Genomic DNA, 19,583 nt, shown 5'->3' with positions numbered 1-19,583 from the left:
CGATGGCACTGGATAAAACCAAGCTTCATTACGAGACCCTGCAGATCCACGCCGGCCAGGAGCCGGCGCCGGGCACGAACTCGCGGGCGGTCCCCATCTACCAGACCACGTCGTACACGTTCGACGACACGGCGCATGGCGCGCGCCTGTTCGGCCTGGAGGAGTTCGGCAACATCTACTCCCGGATCATGAATCCGACCAACGACGTGTTCGAGCAGCGGGTGGCCGCGCTGGAGGGCGGCGTGGCGGCGCTGGCGACGGGCAGCGGCCAGGCGGCCCAGTTCCTGGCCATCACGACGCTGGCGCAGGCGGGCGAGAACATCGTCGCCCGCAGCTCGCTCTACGGCGGTACCTACAACCAGTTCAAGGTCTCGCTGCCCCGGCTCGGCATCGACGTGCGCTTCGTCGAGGGCGACGCGCTCGACGACTATGCGGCCGCCATCGACGAGAACACGAAGGCGCTGTACGTCGAGTCGATCGGCAACCCGGGCTTCGACGTGCCCGACTTCCGGGCGCTGGCCGATCTCGCCCACGACAACGGCATTCCGCTGATCGTGGACAACACGCTGGGCTGCTGCGGCTACATCGTGCGGCCGATAGACCACGGTGCCGATATCGTGGTGCAGTCCGCCACCAAGTGGATCGGCGGACACGGCACCACCATCGGCGGGGTCATCGTCGACTCCGGCCGGTTCGACTGGTCGAACGGCAAGTTCCCCGTGTTCACCGACCCGTCGCCCGGCTATCACGGTTTGAAATTCGCGGAGGTGTTCGGGCCGGATGGGCCGTTCGGCAATATCGCCTTCATCATCCGTGCCCGCGTGGAGGGCCTGCGCGACATCGGCCCTGCGCTGAGTCCGTTCAACTCCTTCCTGCTGCTGCAGGGCCTGGAGACGCTGTCGCTGCGGGCCCAGCGCCATGCCGACAACTCGCTGGAGCTCGCGCGCTGGCTGGCCGAGCAGCCCGACGTCTCGTTCGTGAACTACCCGGGCCTCGAGTCCCATCCCTATCACGAGCGGGCGAAGCACTACTTCACCAACGGTTATGGCGCAGTGCTGACCTTCGGCATCCGCGGCGGCGCCGAGGCCGGCAGGCGCTTCATCGAGTCGGTCGAGCTGGCCAGCCATCTCGCCAACGTGGGCGACGCCAAGACGCTGGTGATCCACCCGGCGACCACCACCCACCAGCAGCTGAGCGAGGAAGAGCAGCGTTCCGCGGGTGTGACGCCGGACATGATCCGGGTCTCGGTGGGCATCGAGCACATCGACGACATCAAGGCGGATTTCGAACAGGCCTTCGCCAAGGCCCGGAGCCGGGACGCCGCATGAGCCTGCCTCCCGGCATCGCGCGCTGGCTCTCCACCGAGACGCGCTACCTGGAGCTGCCCGATGCGCTGCCCCTCGAGAGCGGGGACGTCGTCGAAGAACCGGTGGTCGCCTACCGGACCTGGGGCCGGCTGAACCGGGACGGCACGAATGCGGTGCTGGTGTGCCACGCGCTGACCGGCTCGGCCGATGCGGACGACTGGTGGGCCGGCATGCTGGGGCCGGGCAGGGCGCTCGACCCGGAGCGGGATTTCATCGTCTGCAGCAATGTGCTCGGCGGCTGCTACGGCAGTTCCGGGCCGCTGTCGCCGACGCCGGACGGCGGGCGGCGGCAGGGGGGCGACTTCCCTCGGGTGACGGTCCGCGACATGGTGCACCTGCAGCGCCGCCTGCTGGACGCGCTGGGCGTCGGCCGTCTGGCGCTGGTCATCGGCCCGTCGCTCGGCGGCATGCAGGTGCTGGAGTGGGCTGCCTGCTATCCGGACCGGGTGGACGCCATCGCCCCCATCGGCGTCTCCGCTCGGCACAGCGCCTGGTGCATCGGCATCAGCGAGGCACAGCGCCAGGCCATCTGGCGGGATCCGCTGTGGCGAGAGGGGCATTACCCGGACGATGCGCCGCCGCGCCAGGGCATGTCCGTGGCGCGCATGATCGCGATGGTCAGTTACCGGAGCTGGGATAACTTCGAGAGCCGGTTCGGGCGGGACAAGGCGAATCCGGATCTCTTCCAGGTGGAGTCCTACCTGCGCTACCAGGGCGACAAGCTGGTGGACCGCTTCGATGCAGCTGCCTACGTGCGTCTCACCCAGGCCATGGACAGCCACGACCTCGGTCGCGGCCGTGGCGAACTCGAGGCGGTGCTGGCCGGCATGCGGCAGCCGGCTCTCGTGGTCTCCGTCAGCTCCGACGTGCTGTACCCGCCCGCCGAACAGCGCTACCTCGCCGATCACCTGCCGAACGCTCGCTACGAGGTGCTGGACACCCCCCACGGGCACGACGGATTCCTGATCGACCTGGAGGCGCTGGGTGAACTGGTGCGGGAATTCCGCGGCGGCCTCGCTGCGCCGCGGGCGCTGGCAGCCGGCTGAAGCCGGTCGGACGTCAGCCCCTCAGTCTCCGCCGAGCCGCTCGATCACGGCGGCGGTCATCTCCCGCGTTCCCAGGAAGGCATGCCCTCGCGCCGCGATGTCCGCGGTCCGGGCGCCGCCGCGGATGGCCGCCGCCACGGCCTGCTCCACTTCGTCCGCTTCCCCGGGCAGGCCGAGGCTGTAGCGCAGCAGCATCGCCGCGCTGGCGATGGTGGCACAGGGGTTGGCCGCATCCCGACCGGCGATGTCGGGAGCCGAACCGTGGATCGGCTCGTACAGGCCCCGGGTGCCGCCGCCCAGCGAGGCCGACGGGAGCATGCCGAGGGAAGCGGACAGCATCGACGCCTCGTCGGTGAGGATGTCCCCGAACATGTTCTCGGTGACGATGACGTCGAAGTCGGCCGGCCGGCTGATCAGGTGCATCGCGGCGGCATCGACCAGCATGTGTTCCAGCTCCACCTCCGGGAATTCCGCCGATACGATCTCCGTGGTGACCCGCCGCCACAGGCGGGAAGTCTCCAGCACGTTGGCCTTGTCCACGGAGGTGAGCCGGCCGCGCCGGTCCCGCGCCAGCCCGCCGGCGACCCGGACGATGCGCTCGATCTCGGGCCGGGTGTAGCGGCACAGGTCCGAGGCGCTGTCGGCGTCGCGGTGTTTCTCCCCGAAATAGATGCCGCCGGTCAGCTCGCGCACCACCATGAGGTCGGTGCCCTGCAGCCGTTCCGCGCGGATGGCGGAGGCTTCGAACAGTTCCGGCAGCGGCCGCACCGGCCTCAGGTTGGCGAAGACGCCCAGCGCGGAACGCAGGTCCAGCAGACCCTGCTCGGGTCGGACCGGGGCCTCCGGGTCGGACCACTTGGGCCCGCCGACGGCGCCCAGCAGAACGGCATCGGCGCGGGTGCAGAGTTCCAGCGTATCGGGGGGGAGGGCGCTGCCGCGGGCGTCGATGGCGGCGCCGCCTATGAGGCCCTCGTGCATCTCGAAGCGGTGGCCGTGCCGCGACGCCACGGCCTCGAGCACTCGCCGGCCGGCCTCCGTGACCTCGGGGCCGATACCGTCTCCCGGAAGCAGGGCGATCAGGGCTTCCATGGCCGTGTCGTCTCGAAGCGCGCGATGGCGTCTTCCTGGTTCAGCAGGAAGCCGAGCTGATCGGTGCCCTGCATCAGGCAGTAGCGGGCAAAGGCCTCGATGCGGAAGCGGTGCTCGCGGCCGTCGGGCAGCGTGAGTGTATTGCTCTCGAGGTCCAGGACCACATTCGCTCCGGGATGATCCAGCAGCCAGCGGTGCAACTCGGCGGGCACGTCCACCGGCAGCAGGCCGTTCTTCAGCGCGTTGCTGCGGAAGATATCCGCGATCTCGGTGCTGATGACCGCGCGGATGCCGTAATCCGCCAGCGCCCAGGCCGCGTGTTCGCGGGAGGAGCCGCAGCCGAAATTATTGCCGGCGACAAGTATGGTACGGGCCGCGTTCTCCGGTTTGTTCAGCACGAAGTCCGGGTTCTCGCTGCCGTCCTCGCCGTAGCGCCAGTCCGCGAACAGAGCCTCACCGAGCCCCTCCTTGCTGGTGGTGGTCAGGAAGCGGGCAGGGATGATCTGGTCGGTGTCGATGTCGCTCTGGTCGATGACGACCGTGGCCGACTCGATGCGGGTGACGGGTTCCATGGGCTCAGACTCCTTCCAGCAGCGGCCGCGGGTCGGCGATGCGCCCTACGACGGCGGAGGCGGCGGCCGTCAATGGGCTCGCCAGAACCGTGCGCGCGCCCGCGCCCTGGCGGCCCTCGAAATTGCGGTTGCTGGTGCTGACCGAGAGCTTGCCGCGGGGCACCGTGTCGCCGTTCATGCCCAGGCACATGGAGCACCCGGACTCTCGCCACTCGGCGCCGGCCGCACGAAAGACCTCGTCCAGTCCTCTTTCCTCGGCCTGCCGCTTGACCTGCTGCGAGCCCGGCACCACCAGCATGCGGACGTTGTCCGCGACGCGGCGACCGCGCAGGATGGCCGCGACCTGTTCGAGGTCCGACAGCCGGGAGTTGGTACAGCTGCCGACGAAGACGACGTCCACCGGCGTGCCCGCGATCGGCCGTCCGCTCTCGAGTCCCATGTAGTCCAGGGCCTTGGCGAACGCCCGTCCCGGCCCCTCCGGTATGTTCTCGGTCACGGGGACGACCATGCCCGGGTTGGTGCCGAAGGTGACCATGGGTGTGAGGCTCGAGGCATCGATGCGCACCTGCCGGTCGAATGCGGCATCGCCGTCGGTGGCGAGCGCCCGCCAGCGGGCCAGCGCCCGCTCCCAGTCCTCGCCCTGCGGCACCCGCGGGCGGCCCCAGAGATACTCGAAGGTGGTGTCGTCCGGCGCGATCATGCCGGCGCGTGCGCCTGCCTCGATGGACATGTTGCAGATGGTCATCCGGGCCTCCATGTCCAGCGCGCGGATGGCATCGCCCCGGTACTCGATGACGTGGCCCGTTCCTCCGTCCACCCCGATCTCGCCGATGATGGCGAGGATGATGTCCTTGGCGGAGACGCCCGGTCCGAGCCGGCCCGTGACCTCGATGGCCAGTGTCTTCGGCCGGCGCTGCAGCAGGCACTGGGTGGCCAGCACGTGGCCCACTTCCGTGGTGCCGATGCCGAAGGCCAGCGCCCCGAACGCTCCGTGGGTCGAGGTATGGCTGTCGCCGCAGACGATGGTCTTGCCGGGCTGGGTCGCTCCGAGTTCGGGGCCAATGACGTGGACGATGCCGCGGGCATCGCTGTCGAAGCCCAGCAGGTCGATGCCGAATTCCCGGCAGTTCGCCTCCATGCGGCGGATCTGATTGGCCGCGCTCTCGCCGACCACCTCGATGTCGGAGAGCTTGCGCACCGGCGTCGTCGGCGTGGAGTGGTCCATGGTCGCCAGCGTGAGGTCCGGACGGCGCACGGGGAGGCCGCGCTCGCGCAGCACGCTGAAGGCCTGCGGTGTGGTGACCTCGTGAATCAGGTGCAGATCGATGTAGAGGACGGCCGGGGTCTCGTCCGTCTCGGGCACCACGACGTGCTGGTTCCACACCTTTTCGAACAGGGTCTGCACTCCGTTCATGTCGATCGAGCTCATGCGCTGGCGGCTCCCGCGGCCGCGCCGGCGGCCTCGACCGGTTCCAGCCAGCCGCGGGTATCCGCGGTCTCGCCCGAGAACAGGCCGAAGAAAGCCTGCTGCAGGCGTGCCGTGACCGGCCCCCTGCGGCCTTCGCCGATCTGGATGCGATCCACGGAGCGGATGGGCGTCACCTCGGCCGCAGTGCCGGTGAAGAAGAGTTCGTCCGCGAGGTAGAGCATCTCGCGCGGGATGTTCTGGTAGATGACGGGCAGGCCGACGTCCTCGGCCAGGCAGATCACCGTGTGGCGCGTTATGCCGTTCAGGATGGAGGAGGAGACCGGCGGCGTGTACAGCGTCCCGTCGCGCACCAGGAAGAGATTCTCGCCCGCGCCCTCGCTGACCAGGCCGTCGGTGGACAGGGCGATGCCCTCGGCGAAGCCGAGCCGTTTGGCCTCCATGCTGATGAGCTGGCTGGACAGGTAGTTACCGCCCGCCTTGGCCATGGCCGGCATGGTGTTCGGGGCGACCCGCTGCCAGGAAGAGACGCAGACGTCCACACCTTGCTCCAGACCGTCGGCGCCGAGGTATGCGCCCCACTCCCACGCCGCCACCGCGACGTCGACGGGGTGGTCGTCTTTCGGGGACAGTCCAACCTCGCCGTAGCCCCGCAGGGCTACCGGCCGGATGTAGGCGCCGTTGTTCAGCTCATTCTCGATCACCACCCGATGGCACACCTGCATGAGTTCGTCGAACTCGTACGGGATGCGCATGCGGTAGATCTTCGCCGAATCGTACATGCGCTGCATGTGGTCGTGCAGGCGGAATACCCGGCTGCCGGCGGGCGTCTTGTAGACGCGGATGCCCTCGAATACGGACGAACCGTAATGCAGGGCGTGAGCGAGGACGTGCACCTTGGCCTGGTCCCACGGCACCATTTCGCCATTGAACCAGATGTACTTGCTCGCATGGATGGTCATACGAAACTCCTGACGGCCGGGCCGTTAAATGGTTGCGATCTCGCCGGCATCCGGCGCAGGGGTGATTTCCAGTCCTGACTGCTGGCGACGGATGATCCTGTTGGTGACTTCCAGCCAGGCCAGGGCGCCGGCTTCGACGATGTCGGTGCTGACGCCGTGGCCGCGGAACGTGACGTCATTATATTCCACCGTGACCGTCGCCTCACCCTGCGCGTCCTCGCCCTTCGTGACGCTGCGCAGGTCGAAGTTGCGCAGCACCAGGTGGATGCCCGTGATTCGTTCCACGGCCTGACAGGCCGCCGCAATGGGGCCGTCGCCGACGGCCGCCTCTTCCGGGCAGTCGCCGTTCTCGTGGCGCAGGCGTACCGAGGCGGTGGCGGTGGAGCCCGTGCCGGAGTTGACGTTCAGCACCTCCAGCACCCATGGGCCGGGGGCCGTGCCCTCGGCATTGAGTATGAGCGCCTCGATGTCGGCGTCGTAGAGCTCCTTCTTGCGGTCCGCCAGTTTCTTGAACTCCTGGAACGCACGGTTCAGCTCGAAGTCGTCCAGGTCGAAACCGAGTTCCCGCACCCGGTCGCGGAAGGCGTGGCGGCCGCTGTGCTTGCCGAGCACCAGGTTGGAGCGGCTGATGCCGACGTCCTCGGGGCGCATGATCTCGTAGGTCGAGGCATGCTTCAGCATGCCGTGCTGGTGGATGCCGGCCTCGTGGGCGAAAGCATTCTCCCCGACGACGGCCTTGTTGCGGGGGATGTGGATGCCGGTGATGCTGGAGACGAGCCGGGAGGTGGGATAGAGCCGGGTGGTGTCCAGGCCGGTGTCCACGCCGAAGTACTCGCGGCGCGTCTTCAGCGCCATGACCACCTCTTCCAGCGAGCAGTTGCCCGCGCGCTCGCCGATGCCGTTGATGGTGCATTCCACCTGGCGGGCGCCGCCGCGCACGGCCGACAGGCTGTTCGCCACGGCCATGCCGAGGTCGTCGTGGCAGTGCACCGACAGCACGACGTCGTCGATGCCCGGCACGTGCTCCTTGAGGTAGCGGAACAGTTCGTAGAACTCGCCGGGCACCGTGTAGCCGACCGTGTCGGGGATGTTGATGGTCCGGGCGCCGGCCTCGACGGCAGCCGTGACCACCTCGGCCAGGTAGGGAAGCTCAGTACGGGATGCGTCTTCCGGGGAAAACTCGACGTCGTCGCAGAATTGCCGGGCCATCCTGATGGCGCCGGTGGCGCTCTGGATGATCTCCTCCTTGGCCATGTTCAGCTTGTGCGTGCGATGGATTTCGCTGGTGGCCACGAACACGTGGATGCGGGGCTTCTCCGCCGGCTCCACCGCCTTCCAGGCCTTCTCGATATCCTCCGGATTGCAGCGGGCCAGGCTGCAGACGGCGGGGCCTTCGATCTCGCTCGCGATCGCCTGCACCGACTCGAAATCGCCGGGGGAGGCCGCCGCGAAACCCGCCTCGATGACGTCGACCCGGAGTTCTGCAAGTGCCGTGGCGACCCGGAGCTTCTCCCGCAGCGTCATGCTGCAGCCCGGCGCCTGCTCGCCGTCACGCAGTGTGGTGTCGAAAATGCGGACCCGGTCGCCGTCGTCAATGCTCATAAACTCTCTCCATCAAAAAAAAACCCCGCGACCTTTCGGATGCGGGGTTTGCCTTCTCGTTCGCCTTGCCTGTCGGCTACCCGCGCATCCTCCCGTGGAGGGCAAGAAGAAGAAGGCCGGACAGCAGAACGACACGCGGGCTGCGTGCCGTCGGGCATCCGATGCTGCGGGGTGCGTCTGTCATCGCGGCGATAATGTTGCATGCCCGCCCGGGTGTCAACTGCCAGGTTGTTGTTTTCGCTCGCATAGTTGCGCCTGAGACTAATCCGGTGCGGACGGCCGGCTCACGCGACGGTGACGATCACCTTGCCGAGGGCCTTGCGCTCGGCAAGCGTCGCCAGCGCCTCGCCGGCCTCCTCCAGCGGAAAGGTGCCCGAGATATGGGGCTTCAGCTTGCCCTGACCGACGTACTCGAGCAGCTCCCGCGTGTTCTCTTCGTGGGCCTTCGGTTCCCGCTGGGTGAAGGCGCCCCAGAACACGCCGACGATCTCGCAGCCTTTCAGCAGGGCGAGATTGACCGGCACCTTGGGTATCTCTCCGGACGCGAAGCCGATGACCAGTACGCGGCCCTTCCAGGCGATCGAGCGCATGCACTGGTCGAACAGGTCGCCGCCGACCGGGTCGTAGATCACGTCGGCACCCCGGCCGTCGGTGATTTCCTTGACCCGTTCCTTGAGGTTCTCTTCCGTGTAATTGATGAACTCGCTGGCACCGTACTCGCCAGCGAGGTCCAGCTTCTCCTTGCTGCTGGCGGCGGCGATCACCCGCGCGCCCATGAGTTTGCCGAGTTCCACTGCAGCCAGTCCGACGCCACCGGCCGCGCCGAGCACCAGCAGGGTCTCGCCGGGCTGCAGCCGGGCGCGCTGCTTCAGCGCGTGGTAGGAGGTGCCGTAGGTCAGTATGAAGCCGGCCGCCGTCTCGTAGTCCATGTTGTCCGGGATCGGCACGACGGCGACGGCCGGCAGGCAGATCTCCTCCGCCATGCCGCCATGACCGGTCATGCCGAGGACGCGCTGGCCCGGGCGCAGGTGCTCGACACCCTCGCCGAGGCCGACCACCTCGCCGGAGACCTCCCCGCCGGGAGAGAAGGGCATCGGTGGCTTCGACTGGTACTTGCCCGCCATCATCAGTATGTCGGGGAAGTTCACGCCGCAGGCGTGCACCCGCACCTTGACCTCACCCGGACCGGGTTCCGGCGGGTCGACCTCCTCGACAACGAGGCTGCGGGGCGGTCCGTACTCTTTACATAGTGCTGCTTTCACGTTTCCTCCGATGACAGGGACGATTGCGTGACGCTCTCGCGGGCACGGGCGGTGCGCCGTGGCGCGAGAGTCTAGCATCGTTCAGGAGGACGAGTTGCCGGACGGGCGGCCGCTGGCACGTCGAACGACCCCGCGTTATGCTCTCCGGGCTGCGCGCCGGGCGCGTGCTGTCGACGCGGCAGCGGCGGCGCAGATCGTTTCCCTTCATCCAGAGCGGGGTCCGCATGAATTTCGAATATTCCGACAAGGTGAGCCGGCTGCGCGAGCGCGTGACCGAGTTCATGAACGAGTACGTCTACCCGAACGAAGCGGCGTACGAGGAGTACATCGACGCGAGCAAGGATCGCTGGGTCATACCGCCGGTCATGGAGGAGCTGAAGGCGAAGGCGAAGGAGGCCGGGCTGTGGAACCTGTTCCTGCCCGAGAGCGAGTACGGCGCAGGCCTCACCAATCTGGAATACGCACCGCTGGCGGAGATCATGGGCCGCTCGCCGATCGCTCCCGAGGTCTTCAATTGCGCGGCTCCGGATACGGGCAACATGGAGGTGCTGGTCCGTTACGGCAACGCGGAACAGCGCCGCGAGTGGCTGGAACCGCTGCTGGAGGGCCGCATCCGCTCGGCATTCGCGATGACCGAGCCGGCGGTGGCCTCGTCCGATGCCACCAATATCGAGGCGTCCATCGTTCGCGACGGCGACGAGTACGTCATCAACGGCCGCAAGTGGTGGACCTCCGGCGCGATGGATCCCCGCTGCGAGATCTTCATCTTCATGGGCAAGACCAACCCGGATGCCGATCGCCATTCCCAGCAGTCCATGATCCTGGTGCCACGGGCGACGCCCGGTGTCACCGTCGTGCGGCCGCTCACGGTCTACGGCTACGACGACGCGCCTCACGGCCACGCCGAGGTGGCGTTCGAAGACGTCCGCGTGCCGGTCTCGAACCTGCTGCTCGGCGAAGGCCGCGGATTCGAGATCGCCCAGGGCCGGCTGGGGCCGGGCCGTATCCATCACTGCATGCGCTGCATCGGCGCGGCCGAGCGGGCGCTCGAGGCCATGTGCAAGCGCGCCGACGAACGGATCGCATTCGGCCGCCCGCTGGCGAACCAGGGCGTTGTCCGGGAGGCTATTGCGAATTCCCGCATGGAGATCGATCAGGCCCGGCTCCTTACGTTGAAGGCGGCCGACATGATGGACAAGGTGGGCAACAAGGTGGCCCGTGCCGAGATCGCGATGATCAAGGTCGTGGCCCCGACCATGGCACTGAACGTTCTCGACCGGGCCATCCAGGTGCACGGCGGCGGCGGTGTCTGCCAGGACTTCAGCCTCGCCCGCACGTGGGCCAACCTGCGTACGCTGCGTATGGCGGACGGGCCGGACGAAGTGCATCGCAACAGCCTGGCGAAGCTCGAGCTCGGCAGGCAGCGCGGCCTGCGGGGCGCGTGAGACGAGGTCCCGCAGCAGGACTGGCGCGCCGGATCGCGTATGTTATGCTTCGCGGCAGTGTGACCCGCCGCAAGGCCGGGACGCCCGGCGTGTTCCGGTCATGGCCGAACGCGTCGGCGGCGGGGGCGCGGATGCCGGTTCTCGACCGGCGGCCTTCACAGTCGCAGCAGGGGAGAGTGCTGCAGGCAACAACAGGGCGGGCCGCTTGCGGCAGTGCCCCGCTGTGTTTCTGCACTCCCTCCTATCTGTAGTATGGTGTATGGCCGGTGGTCGCGGGGGCAGCACCGTTGCTGGCATCTGCCGGTCTGCACGGCCGGTCGAGACAGCGCCGGTGGTCCTCAGAGAACTGTCACGAATAATTATTAAGATTGTTGTCCGGACTTAACCAAGGAGCGTTCATGAAACCGTGGAATTCGAGAGCACGGCATCTGGCCGTTGCGATCGTGTCGACAGCGTTGATCGCCGGGGGCGGTGTCGCTGTGGCGCAGACCGTCGATTCCGTCCTCAGGGCTGAGCAGCAGCGGCTCGCCCAGAATCGGGAGGCTCAGCAGCGCATCGACCGGGTGGTGCAGCAGACCCGCAGTCTGGTCGACGACTACAAGGCAGTCACCAAGGAGATCGACGGCCTGAAGATCTACAACCGGCTGATGGAAGCGCAGACCGAGAAGCAGCAGGCCCGGTTGGACGAGATCAACGAGTCCCTCGACAAGGCGAACGTCATCAATCGCCAGATCTATCCGCTGATGGAACGCATGATCGAGGGTCTGGAGCGGTTCGTACAACTGGATATCCCGTTCCTGCTCGAGGAGCGCACCCAGCGCATCGAGACCCTGAAAGACCTGATGGACGAGCCGAACGTGTCCGTCGCGGAGAAGTTCCGCAAGGTCATGGAGGCCTTCCAGATCGAGAACGAGTTCGGACGCACCATCGAGTCCTACACGGATACCATCGAGATCGACGGCGGCGTGCGCGAGGTCGAGTTCCTGCGTATCGGCCGTGTCGCGCTTCTGTTCCAGAGTGCCGACGGCAGCATGACGGGTGTCTGGGATGAGGAGTCGAAGACCTGGAACATGTCCGATGAACACCGCAATGAGGTCAAGAAGGGCCTGCGCGTCGCCAATGAGCTGATCGCGCCCGAGCTGCTCCTTCTGCCCGTACCCGCACCTGAGGAGGCCGGCTGATGAAGAAGATCGTAACCATAGCCGCCACCGGCCTGCTCGCATTCGGCCTCGGCAGCGGCAGCGCGACCGCGCAGGAAGCCGCCTCCCTGGACGAACTCCTGAATATGGTGAAGCAGGGCCAGGCGCGTGAAGCACGCGAGAACGAACAGCGTCTGGCGGAATTCCGTCGGCGTCAGTCCGAGCAGCAGGCGCTGCTGAACCAGGCGAGGAATGAACGCGCCTCGCTGGAACAGCGCGGCGAACAGCTGGAGGAGCTTTTCGAGGAGAACAACCGCAAGCTGGCCACGGCAGCCGCGGAACTCGACGAGCGCCTCGGCTCGCTGAAGGAGTTGTTCGGCGTCCTGCAGCAGGTGGCCGGCGACACGCAGAGCGTGTTCCAGAATTCGCTCATCAGCGCGCAGTATCCGGGCCGCGAGGATTTCCTGGTGGAACTCGGGGCCACGATGGCGAGCAGCACCAGGCTCGCGTCCATCGAGGACATCGAGCGTCTCTGGTTCGAGCTGCAGCGCCAGATGACCGAGAGCGGCAAGGTCGTGCAGTTCGAGCGCAGCGTCATCCTGGCCGACGGCGCGGAATCCACCATCCCGGTGATCCGGGTCGGCACGTTCAACATCGTCAGCGACGGCATCTACCTGAACTACACGTCCGAGACCGGCAACGTGGTCGAGCTGCAGCGTCAGCCGGAACAGGCCCGCTACACGGATTCCACGGCGGCCCTGTTCGACGCGGATGAGGGTTCGGTGACCTTCGGTCTCGACCCCACACGCGGCGGCATCCTCGCCCAGCTGGTGGATCGCCCGACACTGCGTGAACGCGTCGATCAGGGCGGCGTGGTCGGCTACAGCATCATCGGCCTGGGCCTGCTCGGCCTGCTGATCGCTCTGGTTTCGCTGTTCAGCCTGGTGATCGCCGATCGCAAGGTGAGCGCTCAGCTGAAGTCGGACAAGCCGAACAGCAACAACCCGCTCGGCCGTGTGCTCGGCGCCTACGAAGACAACAAGAACGTGGACACCGAGACCCTGGAGCTGAAACTGAGCGAAGCGGTGCTGAAGGAAGCGCCCAAGCTCAGCCGGGGTCTGCTGTTCGTGAAGGTGATCTCCGTCGTCGCACCTCTGGCCGGCCTGCTCGGCACGGTGACCGGCATGATCAAGACCTTCCAGGTCATCACGCTGTACGGCGCCGGTGATCCGAAGCTCATGGCAGGCGGTATCTCCCAGGCACTGGTCACGACCGTGCTCGGCCTGGTGGTCGCCATCCCGATGGTGCTACTGCACACGTTCCTGCAGGGCCGCAGCAAGCGGATCCTGAACATCCTGCAGGAGCAGAGCGCGGGCATCATCGCCGAGCACTCGGAAGCCGAACACAAGTCGGCAAGCTAGGGGAGGCCGCACATGGTCTGGCTCGAAGACGCACTCCTCGCCGTACGGGATTTCATGGAGCTCGGTGGGCCCGTGCTCAACCTGATCGCGGTGACGATCTTCGTCATGTGGCTGCTGATCGTCGAGCGCCTGATCTTCTTCCGGGGCAATCTGCGGGCTCTGTCCCGACAGGTGCTGGAAGACTGGGAGGCCCGTCCGGAGCGTCAGTCGTGGAACGCTCATCAGATCCGGGACGCGATGATCTCCCGGGTCTCCATGGCGGCCAACCAGGGGCTCGGCTTCATCAAGACCCTCGTGGCGCTGTGTCCGCTGCTCGGTCTCCTCGGTACGGTGACCGGCATGATCGAGGTCTTCGAGGTGATGGCGTTCGCCGGCAGCGGTAACGTACGCTCGATGGCGGCCGGCGTCTCCAAGGCCACGATCCCCACGATGGCCGGCATGGTCGGCGCACTTTCCGGCGTCCTGCTTGTCACAATACTATCGAGACGCGCGGAGCATGAGGTCATCATGCTCGAAGACTCGCTGACCATGGATCACTAGAGTTCACCAGAGGACCGAATAATGCGCAGACCGATCGGCGCCATGGGCGGCGCAGAAGAGGAAGAAAACGAGATCAACCTGACACCCATGCTCGACGTGGTGTTCATCATGCTGATCTTCTTCATCGTGACGGCTTCGTTCATCAAGGAAGCCGGCATCGATGTGAACCGACCGGATGCTCCAACGGCGGAGCGGAAGGAGAACGCGAACATCCTGATCGCGATCAGCGACAACAACGAGATCTGGATCGACCGTCGCCGCGTGGATCCGCGTGCGGTGCGGGCGAACATCGAGCGGCTGCACGCCGAGAATCCGAAAGGCTCGGTGGTGATCCAGGCGGACAAGAAGTCCTACAACGAGACGCTCGTCCAGGTAATGGATGCGGCGCGGCAGGCCGGCGTGTACAACGTCTCGATTGCCGCGAACGAGGACTGAGGGTGGCGCCGGTGACGGGCAGGCGGCCGTCCAGGGATAAGGGTTCCGGTTTCCGGAACGGAGGCTAGATTATGATCGTCCGGTATGTCATCGCCATCGTGAGCGGCGTCGCGGTCACCTTCGGGCTGCTTTTCCTGATGCAGTTCCTGATCGAGACCGGCGAGAGCGCGCTGACGGATCCCCAGAAGCGCTATTTCCTGGACTTCGTCCGGGTGAAGAAGCAGGAGATCGTGAACGTCGAGGAGCCGAAGCCGGAGAAGCCGCCGAAGCCGCAGCAGCCGCCGCCGGATACGCCGCCGCCGTCGCAGGACGATATCGACCCGAATGCGCCGGTCATTAACGTGCGGCCGCCGTCCTCGACCACTGACGTCAGCATCTCCGGTCCCGGTACGCTGTCGTATACCGACGGCGAGTACCTGCCCATCGTGCGCGTCGCCCCCATCTATCCGAGCCGGGCTTTGTCGCGGGGCATCGAGGGCTACGTGGACCTCGAGTTCACGGTGACCACGGCGGGTACCGTCAAGGACCCGGTGGTGATCTACTCGAGCAGCAGCCTGTTCAACCGGGCCGCCATGCGCGCCGTGCTGAAATTCAAGTACAAGCCGCGCGTCGTGGACGGTCAGCCGGTCGAGGTGCCTGGTGTGAAGACGCGCATCCGCTTCGAACTGGAGGACTGACCGCGTCCTGGACAGCCATTAACGGGATTCACTGATGATGACGAAACTCTTCACACGGAACTTCCGCAACACCCTGCTGACCGCTCTGGTGGGCGTCTGCATGGTGGCGCTGGCCCCGACGGCCATGGCGCAGGACGACCAGGAGGCGCGTGACAATCAGAAGACGCGCAAGGCGGAGGCTCTCAGCAAGGCGGTCTACGAGAAACTGACGGAGGCCCAGGAGCTTGCGGACAACCAGCAGTTCAACCAGGCGATCCGCGTACTCGATTCGCTGTCCCGCGACGAGGGTCTCAGCGACTACGAGCGCGCCAACATGCTGAACTTCTACGGCTTCATCTACTACAACCAGGGCAATACGGCGAAGGCCGTGGAATCCTACGAGCGGCTGCTGTCGATCCCGGAACTCGAGCCTCAGCTGCGCACACAGACCCTGTATACGCTCGCCCAGCTCTACGCGGTGCAGGAGAAATTCCCCAGGACCATCGAGTTGCTTAAGCAATGGTTCCAGATCGCCAACAATCCGGGACCCCAGGCCTACGTCCTGCTCGGGCAGTCCTACGCCCAGACCGAGCAGTACGACCTGATGATTCCGCAGATCGAGAAGGCCATCGAGGTCGCGCGCGAGCGGGATACCGAGGTCCGCGAGGAATGGTGGAACCTGCTCTACTATGGCTACTACCAGCAGAACAACTTCGCCAAGGTCAAGGAGATCCTCAAGATCCTTCTGGCCAATTGGCCCAAGAAGAGCTACTGGACGGCGCTCGCCGGCGTCTATTCGGAGCTCGGCGAAGAGAAGAACATGCTGGCCGCCTACGATGCCGCCTACACGCAGAATCTGCTGTCCTCCGAGAGCGAACTCGTGACCCTCGCACAGCTCTATCTGCAGGGCGAGATTCCCTACAAGGCCGCCAAGGTCCTGTCCGAGGGGATGGAGAACGGCAACATCGAGGAGACGGGCAAGAACTACCGGCTGCTGTCCCAGGCATGGCAGCTCGCTCAGGAGCCGGAGCAGGCGGTTCCGGCGCTGCAGCAGGCGGCGCGGCTCAGCGACGACGGTGAGCTGAATGCTCGCCTGGCCGTCGCGTACCTGAATCTGGACCGCTATGATGACTGCATCCAGGCAGGCCGTCAGGCGCTGGACAAGGGCGGCGTGCGCGAGCCGAACGACGTACGCATCACCATCGGCATGTGCCAGTACAACCTGGATCGTTACCAGGATGCGCGGCAGACCTTCATGGTCGTCCGCCGGGACGATGAGTATCAGAGGATCGGCAGCCAGTGGATCAGCGTGATCGACGGCGAGATCGAGCGCCTCGAGCAGCTTCGGCAGGCCATCGCCCAGAACGAGTAATCGACGGTAGTCATCACGGGCCGGCGCATGCGCCGGCCCGCGTCATTGTTTTATGAACTACGGCGCGTCGAGGCCGGCGCGCCTTTTTTGTGAGAGCGGAGAATGCCCAGGATCACCTACGTCAGCACCGACGGAGAACGCCACGACGTCGAGGTGGAGACCGGCTATACGGTCATGGAAGGCGCGATGGACAACAACATCGAGGGCATCGTTGCGGAATGCGGCGGCGCCTGCGCCTGTGCCACCTGCCACGCGTACATAGACGAGGCCTGGCTCGACAAGCTGCCCGACATGGACGATATGGAAGACAGCATGCTGGACGCGGCGTACGAGCGCCGGCCAACGAGTCGGCTCACCTGCCAGATCGAGGTGACCGACGAGCTGGACGGGCTCCTCGTCTACGTCGCCGAAAACGAACTCTGACGGGCGGCGGAGGGGCGGGACCCCGTCAGCGGAGTCCCGTCTCCTGCCTCGCGATGACCATGCGCTGCACCTCGCTGGTGCCCTCGTAGATCTCCGTGATCTTCGCGTCGCGGAAATAGCGCTCCACCGGCAACTCCTTGCTGTAGCCCATCCCGCCGTGGATCTGCACGGCCTGGTGGGTGATGTACATGGCCGCTTCGGAGGCGAACAGTTTCGCCAGGCTGCCGTTCAGCGTGTTGCGGGCGCCGGTCTTCTTCGCCTCGTCCTTCGCCCACGCGGCGCGCAGCGTCAACAGGCGTGCCGCCTCCAGGCGGGTCTTCATGTCCGCGATCTTGGCCTGAATCATCTGGAAGCTGCCGATGGGGGAGCCGAACGCCTCGCGCTCCCGCGCGTACTCCAGCGAGGCCTCGTAGGCGGCCCGAGCGATGCCGACGGCCTGGGCCGCGATGCCGATACGTCCGGCATCCAGTACGGTCATGGCGATCTTGAAGCCCTGGCCCTCGTCGCCGAGACGGTGCTCCACGGGGCATCGGTAGTCCTCGAGTTCGATCTCGCAGGTGGCCGAGGCGCGGATACCGAGCTTGGGCTCCGTCTTGCCGCGGCTGAAGCCTTCCTTCTCGGTATCGATCAGGAACGCGCTGACGCCGCCGGCGCCCTTGTCGGGTTCGGTCATGGCGAACAGCACCAGATAGCGGGCGACGGGCCCGGAGGTGATCCAGGACTTCTTGGCGTTGATGACGTAATGGCTGCCGTCGTCGGACAGCACGGCGCGGGAGCGCATGTTGCCGGCGTCGGATCCTGACTGGGGCTCGGTGAGCGCATAGGCGCCGATGGCTTCGCCCGAGGCGACCGGCGTCACGAACGTCTTCTTCTGGTCCTCGGTGCCGAACAGCAGGATGCCGTTGCAGTAGAGGGAGTTGTTCACGGAGACGATCGTGCTGTGGGCGGCATCCGCCGCAGCGATCTCCTCCATCATCAGGACGTAGCCGACGGCGTCGAGTCCCGCCCCGCCGTACTCCTCGGGCACCTCGATGCCCATGAAGCCGAGTTCACCCGCCTTGCGGATGGTCTCCTCGGGGAACTCTCCGCTCTCGTCGAATCTGGCCGCAACCGGCGCGATCTCGTTCTGCGCGAACTCACGTGCCGCGGCCTGGATCATCTCCTGGTCTTCGGTCAGTGAAAAATCCATAGTCAGCTCCTTTTGTGCGTCCCGATTATACGGCCTATGAGAGGGTGTTTGTGCGTTGCAGCGCGATGCCTGCGGACGCGCCCATCCCTGTGCAGGGGCTGTCCAGATCGCCGGATCGCAGAGTCAGGTCCGGATGAGTTCGACGAGCTCGCCTGCCGCGCCCGTGGTGAGGACGCTGCGGCCGCCGTGATACGGCGGGCCGGAGAAGCGTCCGGCCGGAAGATCGTCGGGCAGCGCGTCGGCGGCGAAGCTCACCATCGCGATGCCCGGCGGCAGTCCGCCGGGCGGGCAGTCGCGCGTCGTCGTCGCGGCGCGGTAATCGTCCACCTCGATCAGGGACTGGCCTGCCAGCGGCATCGCGGCGATGGGGTGCATGGTATCGGCCGGGAGGTCGAGGGCCCGGGACAGCACCGAGATGCGGGCCTCCATGACGGGTGCCTCCGGCACGCCGAAGCTGCCGTGGTAGAACGCCTGCATGGCCCCCATGTCCGGGCCGCCGAGGATGACGATGAAGGTGCGGTCCACGGGGCAGGCCGGCGTCGGCAGATCGAACTCGGGCAGCTGTTCCTTGATCATGGTCAGGTAGAGCACCTCTTCCGCCGGCCCGATGATCTGCATCGCCCGGATGGCGTCCGAGAAAGACAGGTCTTCCGGCGGGCCGACGATACGGAACGGAGAGTCTTCGAGTTCGGCTGCCAGCCGGTCGACGTCCTCGACGATCAGCTCGGCGGCGTTCCAGCCCCAGGTCGTCAGCGGACGGTATCGGGGAGGCAGTGGCTGGGTGATGAAGCGGAAACAGAAATCGCCGCCAGCGGCGGGTCTCAGCAGAGCGCAGTCCGCGCCGGCGAGGGCGGGGGCACCCATATAGTCCGCCTGCCCGGCCGGCAGGCGCTCGTCGTGGAATCGTTCGTAGCCGAGATAGTCCCGGTAGGTCTCCACCGCATGGGCGAGGTCCGGCACCGTGACGGTGACGCAGCGGATGGGCCCGATCACGGCTGCCTCGCCTCCGCCGCGTACCGGGCGAGATGGCCGAGGGCCGCATCCAGGCCGATGACCTCTGCATACTTCGCCTGCAGGTCGAAAAGATTCGCTTCGTGGGGCGCCGGATCCCGGTCCCCGACCGCCTCGCGCACGACGAACGGCAGGAAGCCGTGCTGGATGGCGTCCACCGTGGTCGCGCGGATGCAGCCGCTGGTCGTGAGTCCGGCGATGAATACGGTATCGACGCCGAGGCTCGTCAGGGTCGAGGCGAGGGAGGTGCCGAAGAATGCGCTGGCGTATTGCTTGGTGACCACCGGCTCGCCGTCCAGCGGCTCGAGTCCTTCCGCGAACTCGCCGTAGGGAGAGCCGCGGTCGAGACAGCGCAGCGCCCCCACCTTGCGATAGAACACGCCGCCGTCCATGCCGCCGGGCATGAAGGCCACGTTGGTGTGGAGCACCGGGATGGCGGCTTCCCGGGCGCGGGCGAGCAGCTCCCGGCAGCGCGCGAGCGTATCCTCAACGCCGGCGTACAGCGGGCAGTCGGGGTCCAGGTAGGCACGCACGAAGTCGATGACGAGTAGTGCCGGACGCCTCCCGGGTTGCAGCGCGCGGCCGAAGCCGGCCTGGCGGTAATCGTCGCCGAGCCTGTCCGCCAC

19 protein-coding genes are annotated in these 19,583 nt (G+C 66.5%); 10 read left to right on the top strand and 9 right to left on the bottom strand.

All coding sequences use genetic code 11. The annotated features are described in order from the left end of the window. Positions 1 to 2 precede the first annotated feature (2 nt). Together ACJMKZ_RS11425 and metX are read left to right on the top strand one after the other, a co-directional pair. A complete protein-coding gene (locus ACJMKZ_RS11425; protein ID WP_405233351.1) occupies positions 3 to 1,328 on the top strand; it encodes an O-acetylhomoserine aminocarboxypropyltransferase/cysteine synthase family protein in 1,326 nt (441 codons plus the stop codon). Continuing rightward, complete coding sequence (gene metX, locus ACJMKZ_RS11420) at positions 1,325 to 2,413, top strand: homoserine O-acetyltransferase MetX (protein WP_405233350.1); 1,089 nt, start codon at positions 1,325 to 1,327, stop codon at positions 2,411 to 2,413. Before ACJMKZ_RS11425 ends, metX begins: the two co-directional genes overlap by 4 nt. Before the next feature lie 21 nt (positions 2,414 to 2,434). Here metX and leuB read toward each other — a convergent pair whose 3' ends face one another. From leuB to ACJMKZ_RS11390, 6 genes are all read right to left on the bottom strand, one after another. Continuing rightward, positions 2,435 to 3,502, bottom strand: a complete 1,068-nt coding sequence (gene leuB / locus ACJMKZ_RS11415; RefSeq protein ID WP_405233349.1) for a 3-isopropylmalate dehydrogenase — start codon at positions 3,500 to 3,502, stop codon at positions 2,435 to 2,437. Next, positions 3,490 to 4,074 (bottom strand): 3-isopropylmalate dehydratase small subunit, encoded by a 585-nt coding sequence (leuD, locus tag ACJMKZ_RS11410; protein WP_405233348.1) that lies wholly within the window; start codon positions 4,072 to 4,074, stop codon positions 3,490 to 3,492. Before leuD ends, leuB begins: the two co-directional genes overlap by 13 nt. Before the next feature lie 4 nt (positions 4,075 to 4,078). Continuing rightward, positions 4,079 to 5,488, bottom strand: a complete 1,410-nt coding sequence (gene leuC / locus ACJMKZ_RS11405; protein WP_405234150.1) for a 3-isopropylmalate dehydratase large subunit — start codon at positions 5,486 to 5,488, stop codon at positions 4,079 to 4,081. An 11-nt stretch (positions 5,489 to 5,499) separates the two neighbouring features. Continuing rightward, positions 5,500 to 6,462 (bottom strand): branched-chain amino acid transaminase, encoded by a 963-nt coding sequence (locus ACJMKZ_RS11400; protein ID WP_405233347.1) that lies wholly within the window; start codon positions 6,460 to 6,462, stop codon positions 5,500 to 5,502. 24 nt (positions 6,463 to 6,486) lie between these two features. Further along, positions 6,487 to 8,064 carry a 2-isopropylmalate synthase gene (locus ACJMKZ_RS11395; RefSeq protein WP_405233346.1) on the bottom strand — a complete coding sequence of 526 codons (1,578 nt, stop codon included), beginning with the start codon at positions 8,062 to 8,064 and terminating at the stop codon, positions 6,487 to 6,489. Between the two features lie 284 nt (positions 8,065 to 8,348). Beyond that, positions 8,349 to 9,326 carry an NADPH:quinone oxidoreductase family protein gene (locus tag ACJMKZ_RS11390; protein ID WP_405233345.1) on the bottom strand — a complete coding sequence of 326 codons (978 nt, stop codon included), beginning with the start codon at positions 9,324 to 9,326 and terminating at the stop codon, positions 8,349 to 8,351. A 224-nt stretch (positions 9,327 to 9,550) separates the two neighbouring features. Between ACJMKZ_RS11390 and ACJMKZ_RS11385 the strand changes: the two genes are divergently transcribed. From ACJMKZ_RS11385 to ACJMKZ_RS11350, 8 genes are all read left to right on the top strand, one after another. Beyond that, positions 9,551 to 10,771 (top strand): acyl-CoA dehydrogenase, encoded by a 1,221-nt coding sequence (locus ACJMKZ_RS11385; protein WP_405233344.1) that lies wholly within the window; start codon positions 9,551 to 9,553, stop codon positions 10,769 to 10,771. A gap of 398 nt (positions 10,772 to 11,169) precedes the next feature. Beyond that, positions 11,170 to 11,952 carry a DUF3450 domain-containing protein gene (locus ACJMKZ_RS11380; RefSeq protein ID WP_405233343.1) on the top strand — a complete coding sequence of 261 codons (783 nt, stop codon included), beginning with the start codon at positions 11,170 to 11,172 and terminating at the stop codon, positions 11,950 to 11,952. Beyond that, complete coding sequence (locus ACJMKZ_RS11375; RefSeq protein WP_405233342.1) at positions 11,952 to 13,331, top strand: MotA/TolQ/ExbB proton channel family protein; 1,380 nt, start codon at positions 11,952 to 11,954, stop codon at positions 13,329 to 13,331. Before ACJMKZ_RS11380 ends, ACJMKZ_RS11375 begins: the two co-directional genes overlap by 1 nt. 12 nt (positions 13,332 to 13,343) lie before the next feature. Further along, positions 13,344 to 13,871: a MotA/TolQ/ExbB proton channel family protein gene (locus tag ACJMKZ_RS11370; protein ID WP_405233341.1), complete on the top strand. Its 528-nt coding sequence runs from the start codon at positions 13,344 to 13,346 to the stop codon at positions 13,869 to 13,871. A 21-nt stretch (positions 13,872 to 13,892) separates the two neighbouring features. Further along, on the top strand, positions 13,893 to 14,306 hold the full coding sequence (locus ACJMKZ_RS11365; protein WP_405233340.1) for an ExbD/TolR family protein: 414 nt from the start codon (positions 13,893 to 13,895) through the stop codon (positions 14,304 to 14,306). Positions 14,307 to 14,380: 74 nt separating this feature from the next. After that, on the top strand, positions 14,381 to 14,983 hold the full coding sequence (locus ACJMKZ_RS11360; protein WP_405234149.1) for an energy transducer TonB: 603 nt from the start codon (positions 14,381 to 14,383) through the stop codon (positions 14,981 to 14,983). Between the two features lie 34 nt (positions 14,984 to 15,017). Further along, a complete protein-coding gene (locus ACJMKZ_RS11355) occupies positions 15,018 to 16,334 on the top strand; it encodes a tetratricopeptide repeat protein (RefSeq protein WP_405233339.1) in 1,317 nt (438 codons plus the stop codon). Positions 16,335 to 16,436: 102 nt separating this feature from the next. Further along, positions 16,437 to 16,757, top strand: a complete 321-nt coding sequence (locus ACJMKZ_RS11350; RefSeq protein WP_405220633.1) for a 2Fe-2S iron-sulfur cluster-binding protein — start codon at positions 16,437 to 16,439, stop codon at positions 16,755 to 16,757. Between the two features lie 25 nt (positions 16,758 to 16,782). Here ACJMKZ_RS11350 and ACJMKZ_RS11345 read toward each other — a convergent pair whose 3' ends face one another. From ACJMKZ_RS11345 to ACJMKZ_RS11335, 3 genes are all read right to left on the bottom strand, one after another. Next, entirely contained in the window at positions 16,783 to 17,946 is a 1,164-nt protein-coding gene (locus ACJMKZ_RS11345; RefSeq protein WP_405233338.1) for an acyl-CoA dehydrogenase family protein, read from the bottom strand. Positions 17,947 to 18,069: 123 nt separating this feature from the next. Beyond that, positions 18,070 to 18,939 carry a VOC family protein gene (locus ACJMKZ_RS11340; RefSeq protein ID WP_405233337.1) on the bottom strand — a complete coding sequence of 290 codons (870 nt, stop codon included), beginning with the start codon at positions 18,937 to 18,939 and terminating at the stop codon, positions 18,070 to 18,072. After that, positions 18,936 to 19,583 (bottom strand): isochorismatase family protein, encoded by a 648-nt coding sequence (locus tag ACJMKZ_RS11335; RefSeq protein ID WP_405233336.1) that lies wholly within the window; start codon positions 19,581 to 19,583, stop codon positions 18,936 to 18,938. Before ACJMKZ_RS11335 ends, ACJMKZ_RS11340 begins: the two co-directional genes overlap by 4 nt.

The sequence above is a fragment of the Lentisalinibacter salinarum genome, from assembly GCF_040706555.1.
Classification (GTDB): Bacteria; Pseudomonadota; Gammaproteobacteria; order Steroidobacterales; family Woeseiaceae; genus Lentisalinibacter; species Lentisalinibacter salinarum.
Note: the sequence above shows the minus strand (reverse complement) of the source record. Positions and strands in the feature narration are given on the sequence as shown.

Coding starts and splice junctions, on each gene's coding strand:
- ACJMKZ_RS11425 (WP_405233351.1), top strand. CDS start 3: ATGGCACTGGATAAAACCAAGCTTCATTACGAGACCCTGCAGATCCAC.
- metX (WP_405233350.1), top strand. CDS start 1,325: ATGAGCCTGCCTCCCGGCATCGCGCGCTGGCTCTCCACCGAGACGCGC.
- leuB (WP_405233349.1), bottom strand. CDS start 3,502: ATGGAAGCCCTGATCGCCCTGCTTCCGGGAGACGGTATCGGCCCCGAG.
- leuD (WP_405233348.1), bottom strand. CDS start 4,074: ATGGAACCCGTCACCCGCATCGAGTCGGCCACGGTCGTCATCGACCAG.
- leuC (WP_405234150.1), bottom strand. CDS start 5,488: ATGAACGGAGTGCAGACCCTGTTCGAAAAGGTGTGGAACCAGCACGTC.
- ACJMKZ_RS11400 (WP_405233347.1), bottom strand. CDS start 6,462: ATGACCATCCATGCGAGCAAGTACATCTGGTTCAATGGCGAAATGGTG.
- ACJMKZ_RS11395 (WP_405233346.1), bottom strand. CDS start 8,064: ATGAGCATTGACGACGGCGACCGGGTCCGCATTTTCGACACCACACTG.
- ACJMKZ_RS11385 (WP_405233344.1), top strand. CDS start 9,551: ATGAATTTCGAATATTCCGACAAGGTGAGCCGGCTGCGCGAGCGCGTG.
- ACJMKZ_RS11380 (WP_405233343.1), top strand. CDS start 11,170: ATGAAACCGTGGAATTCGAGAGCACGGCATCTGGCCGTTGCGATCGTG.
- ACJMKZ_RS11375 (WP_405233342.1), top strand. CDS start 11,952: ATGAAGAAGATCGTAACCATAGCCGCCACCGGCCTGCTCGCATTCGGC.
- ACJMKZ_RS11370 (WP_405233341.1), top strand. CDS start 13,344: ATGGTCTGGCTCGAAGACGCACTCCTCGCCGTACGGGATTTCATGGAG.
- ACJMKZ_RS11365 (WP_405233340.1), top strand. CDS start 13,893: ATGCGCAGACCGATCGGCGCCATGGGCGGCGCAGAAGAGGAAGAAAAC.
- ACJMKZ_RS11355 (WP_405233339.1), top strand. CDS start 15,018: ATGATGACGAAACTCTTCACACGGAACTTCCGCAACACCCTGCTGACC.
- ACJMKZ_RS11350 (WP_405220633.1), top strand. CDS start 16,437: ATGCCCAGGATCACCTACGTCAGCACCGACGGAGAACGCCACGACGTC.
- ACJMKZ_RS11345 (WP_405233338.1), bottom strand. CDS start 17,946: ATGGATTTTTCACTGACCGAAGACCAGGAGATGATCCAGGCCGCGGCA.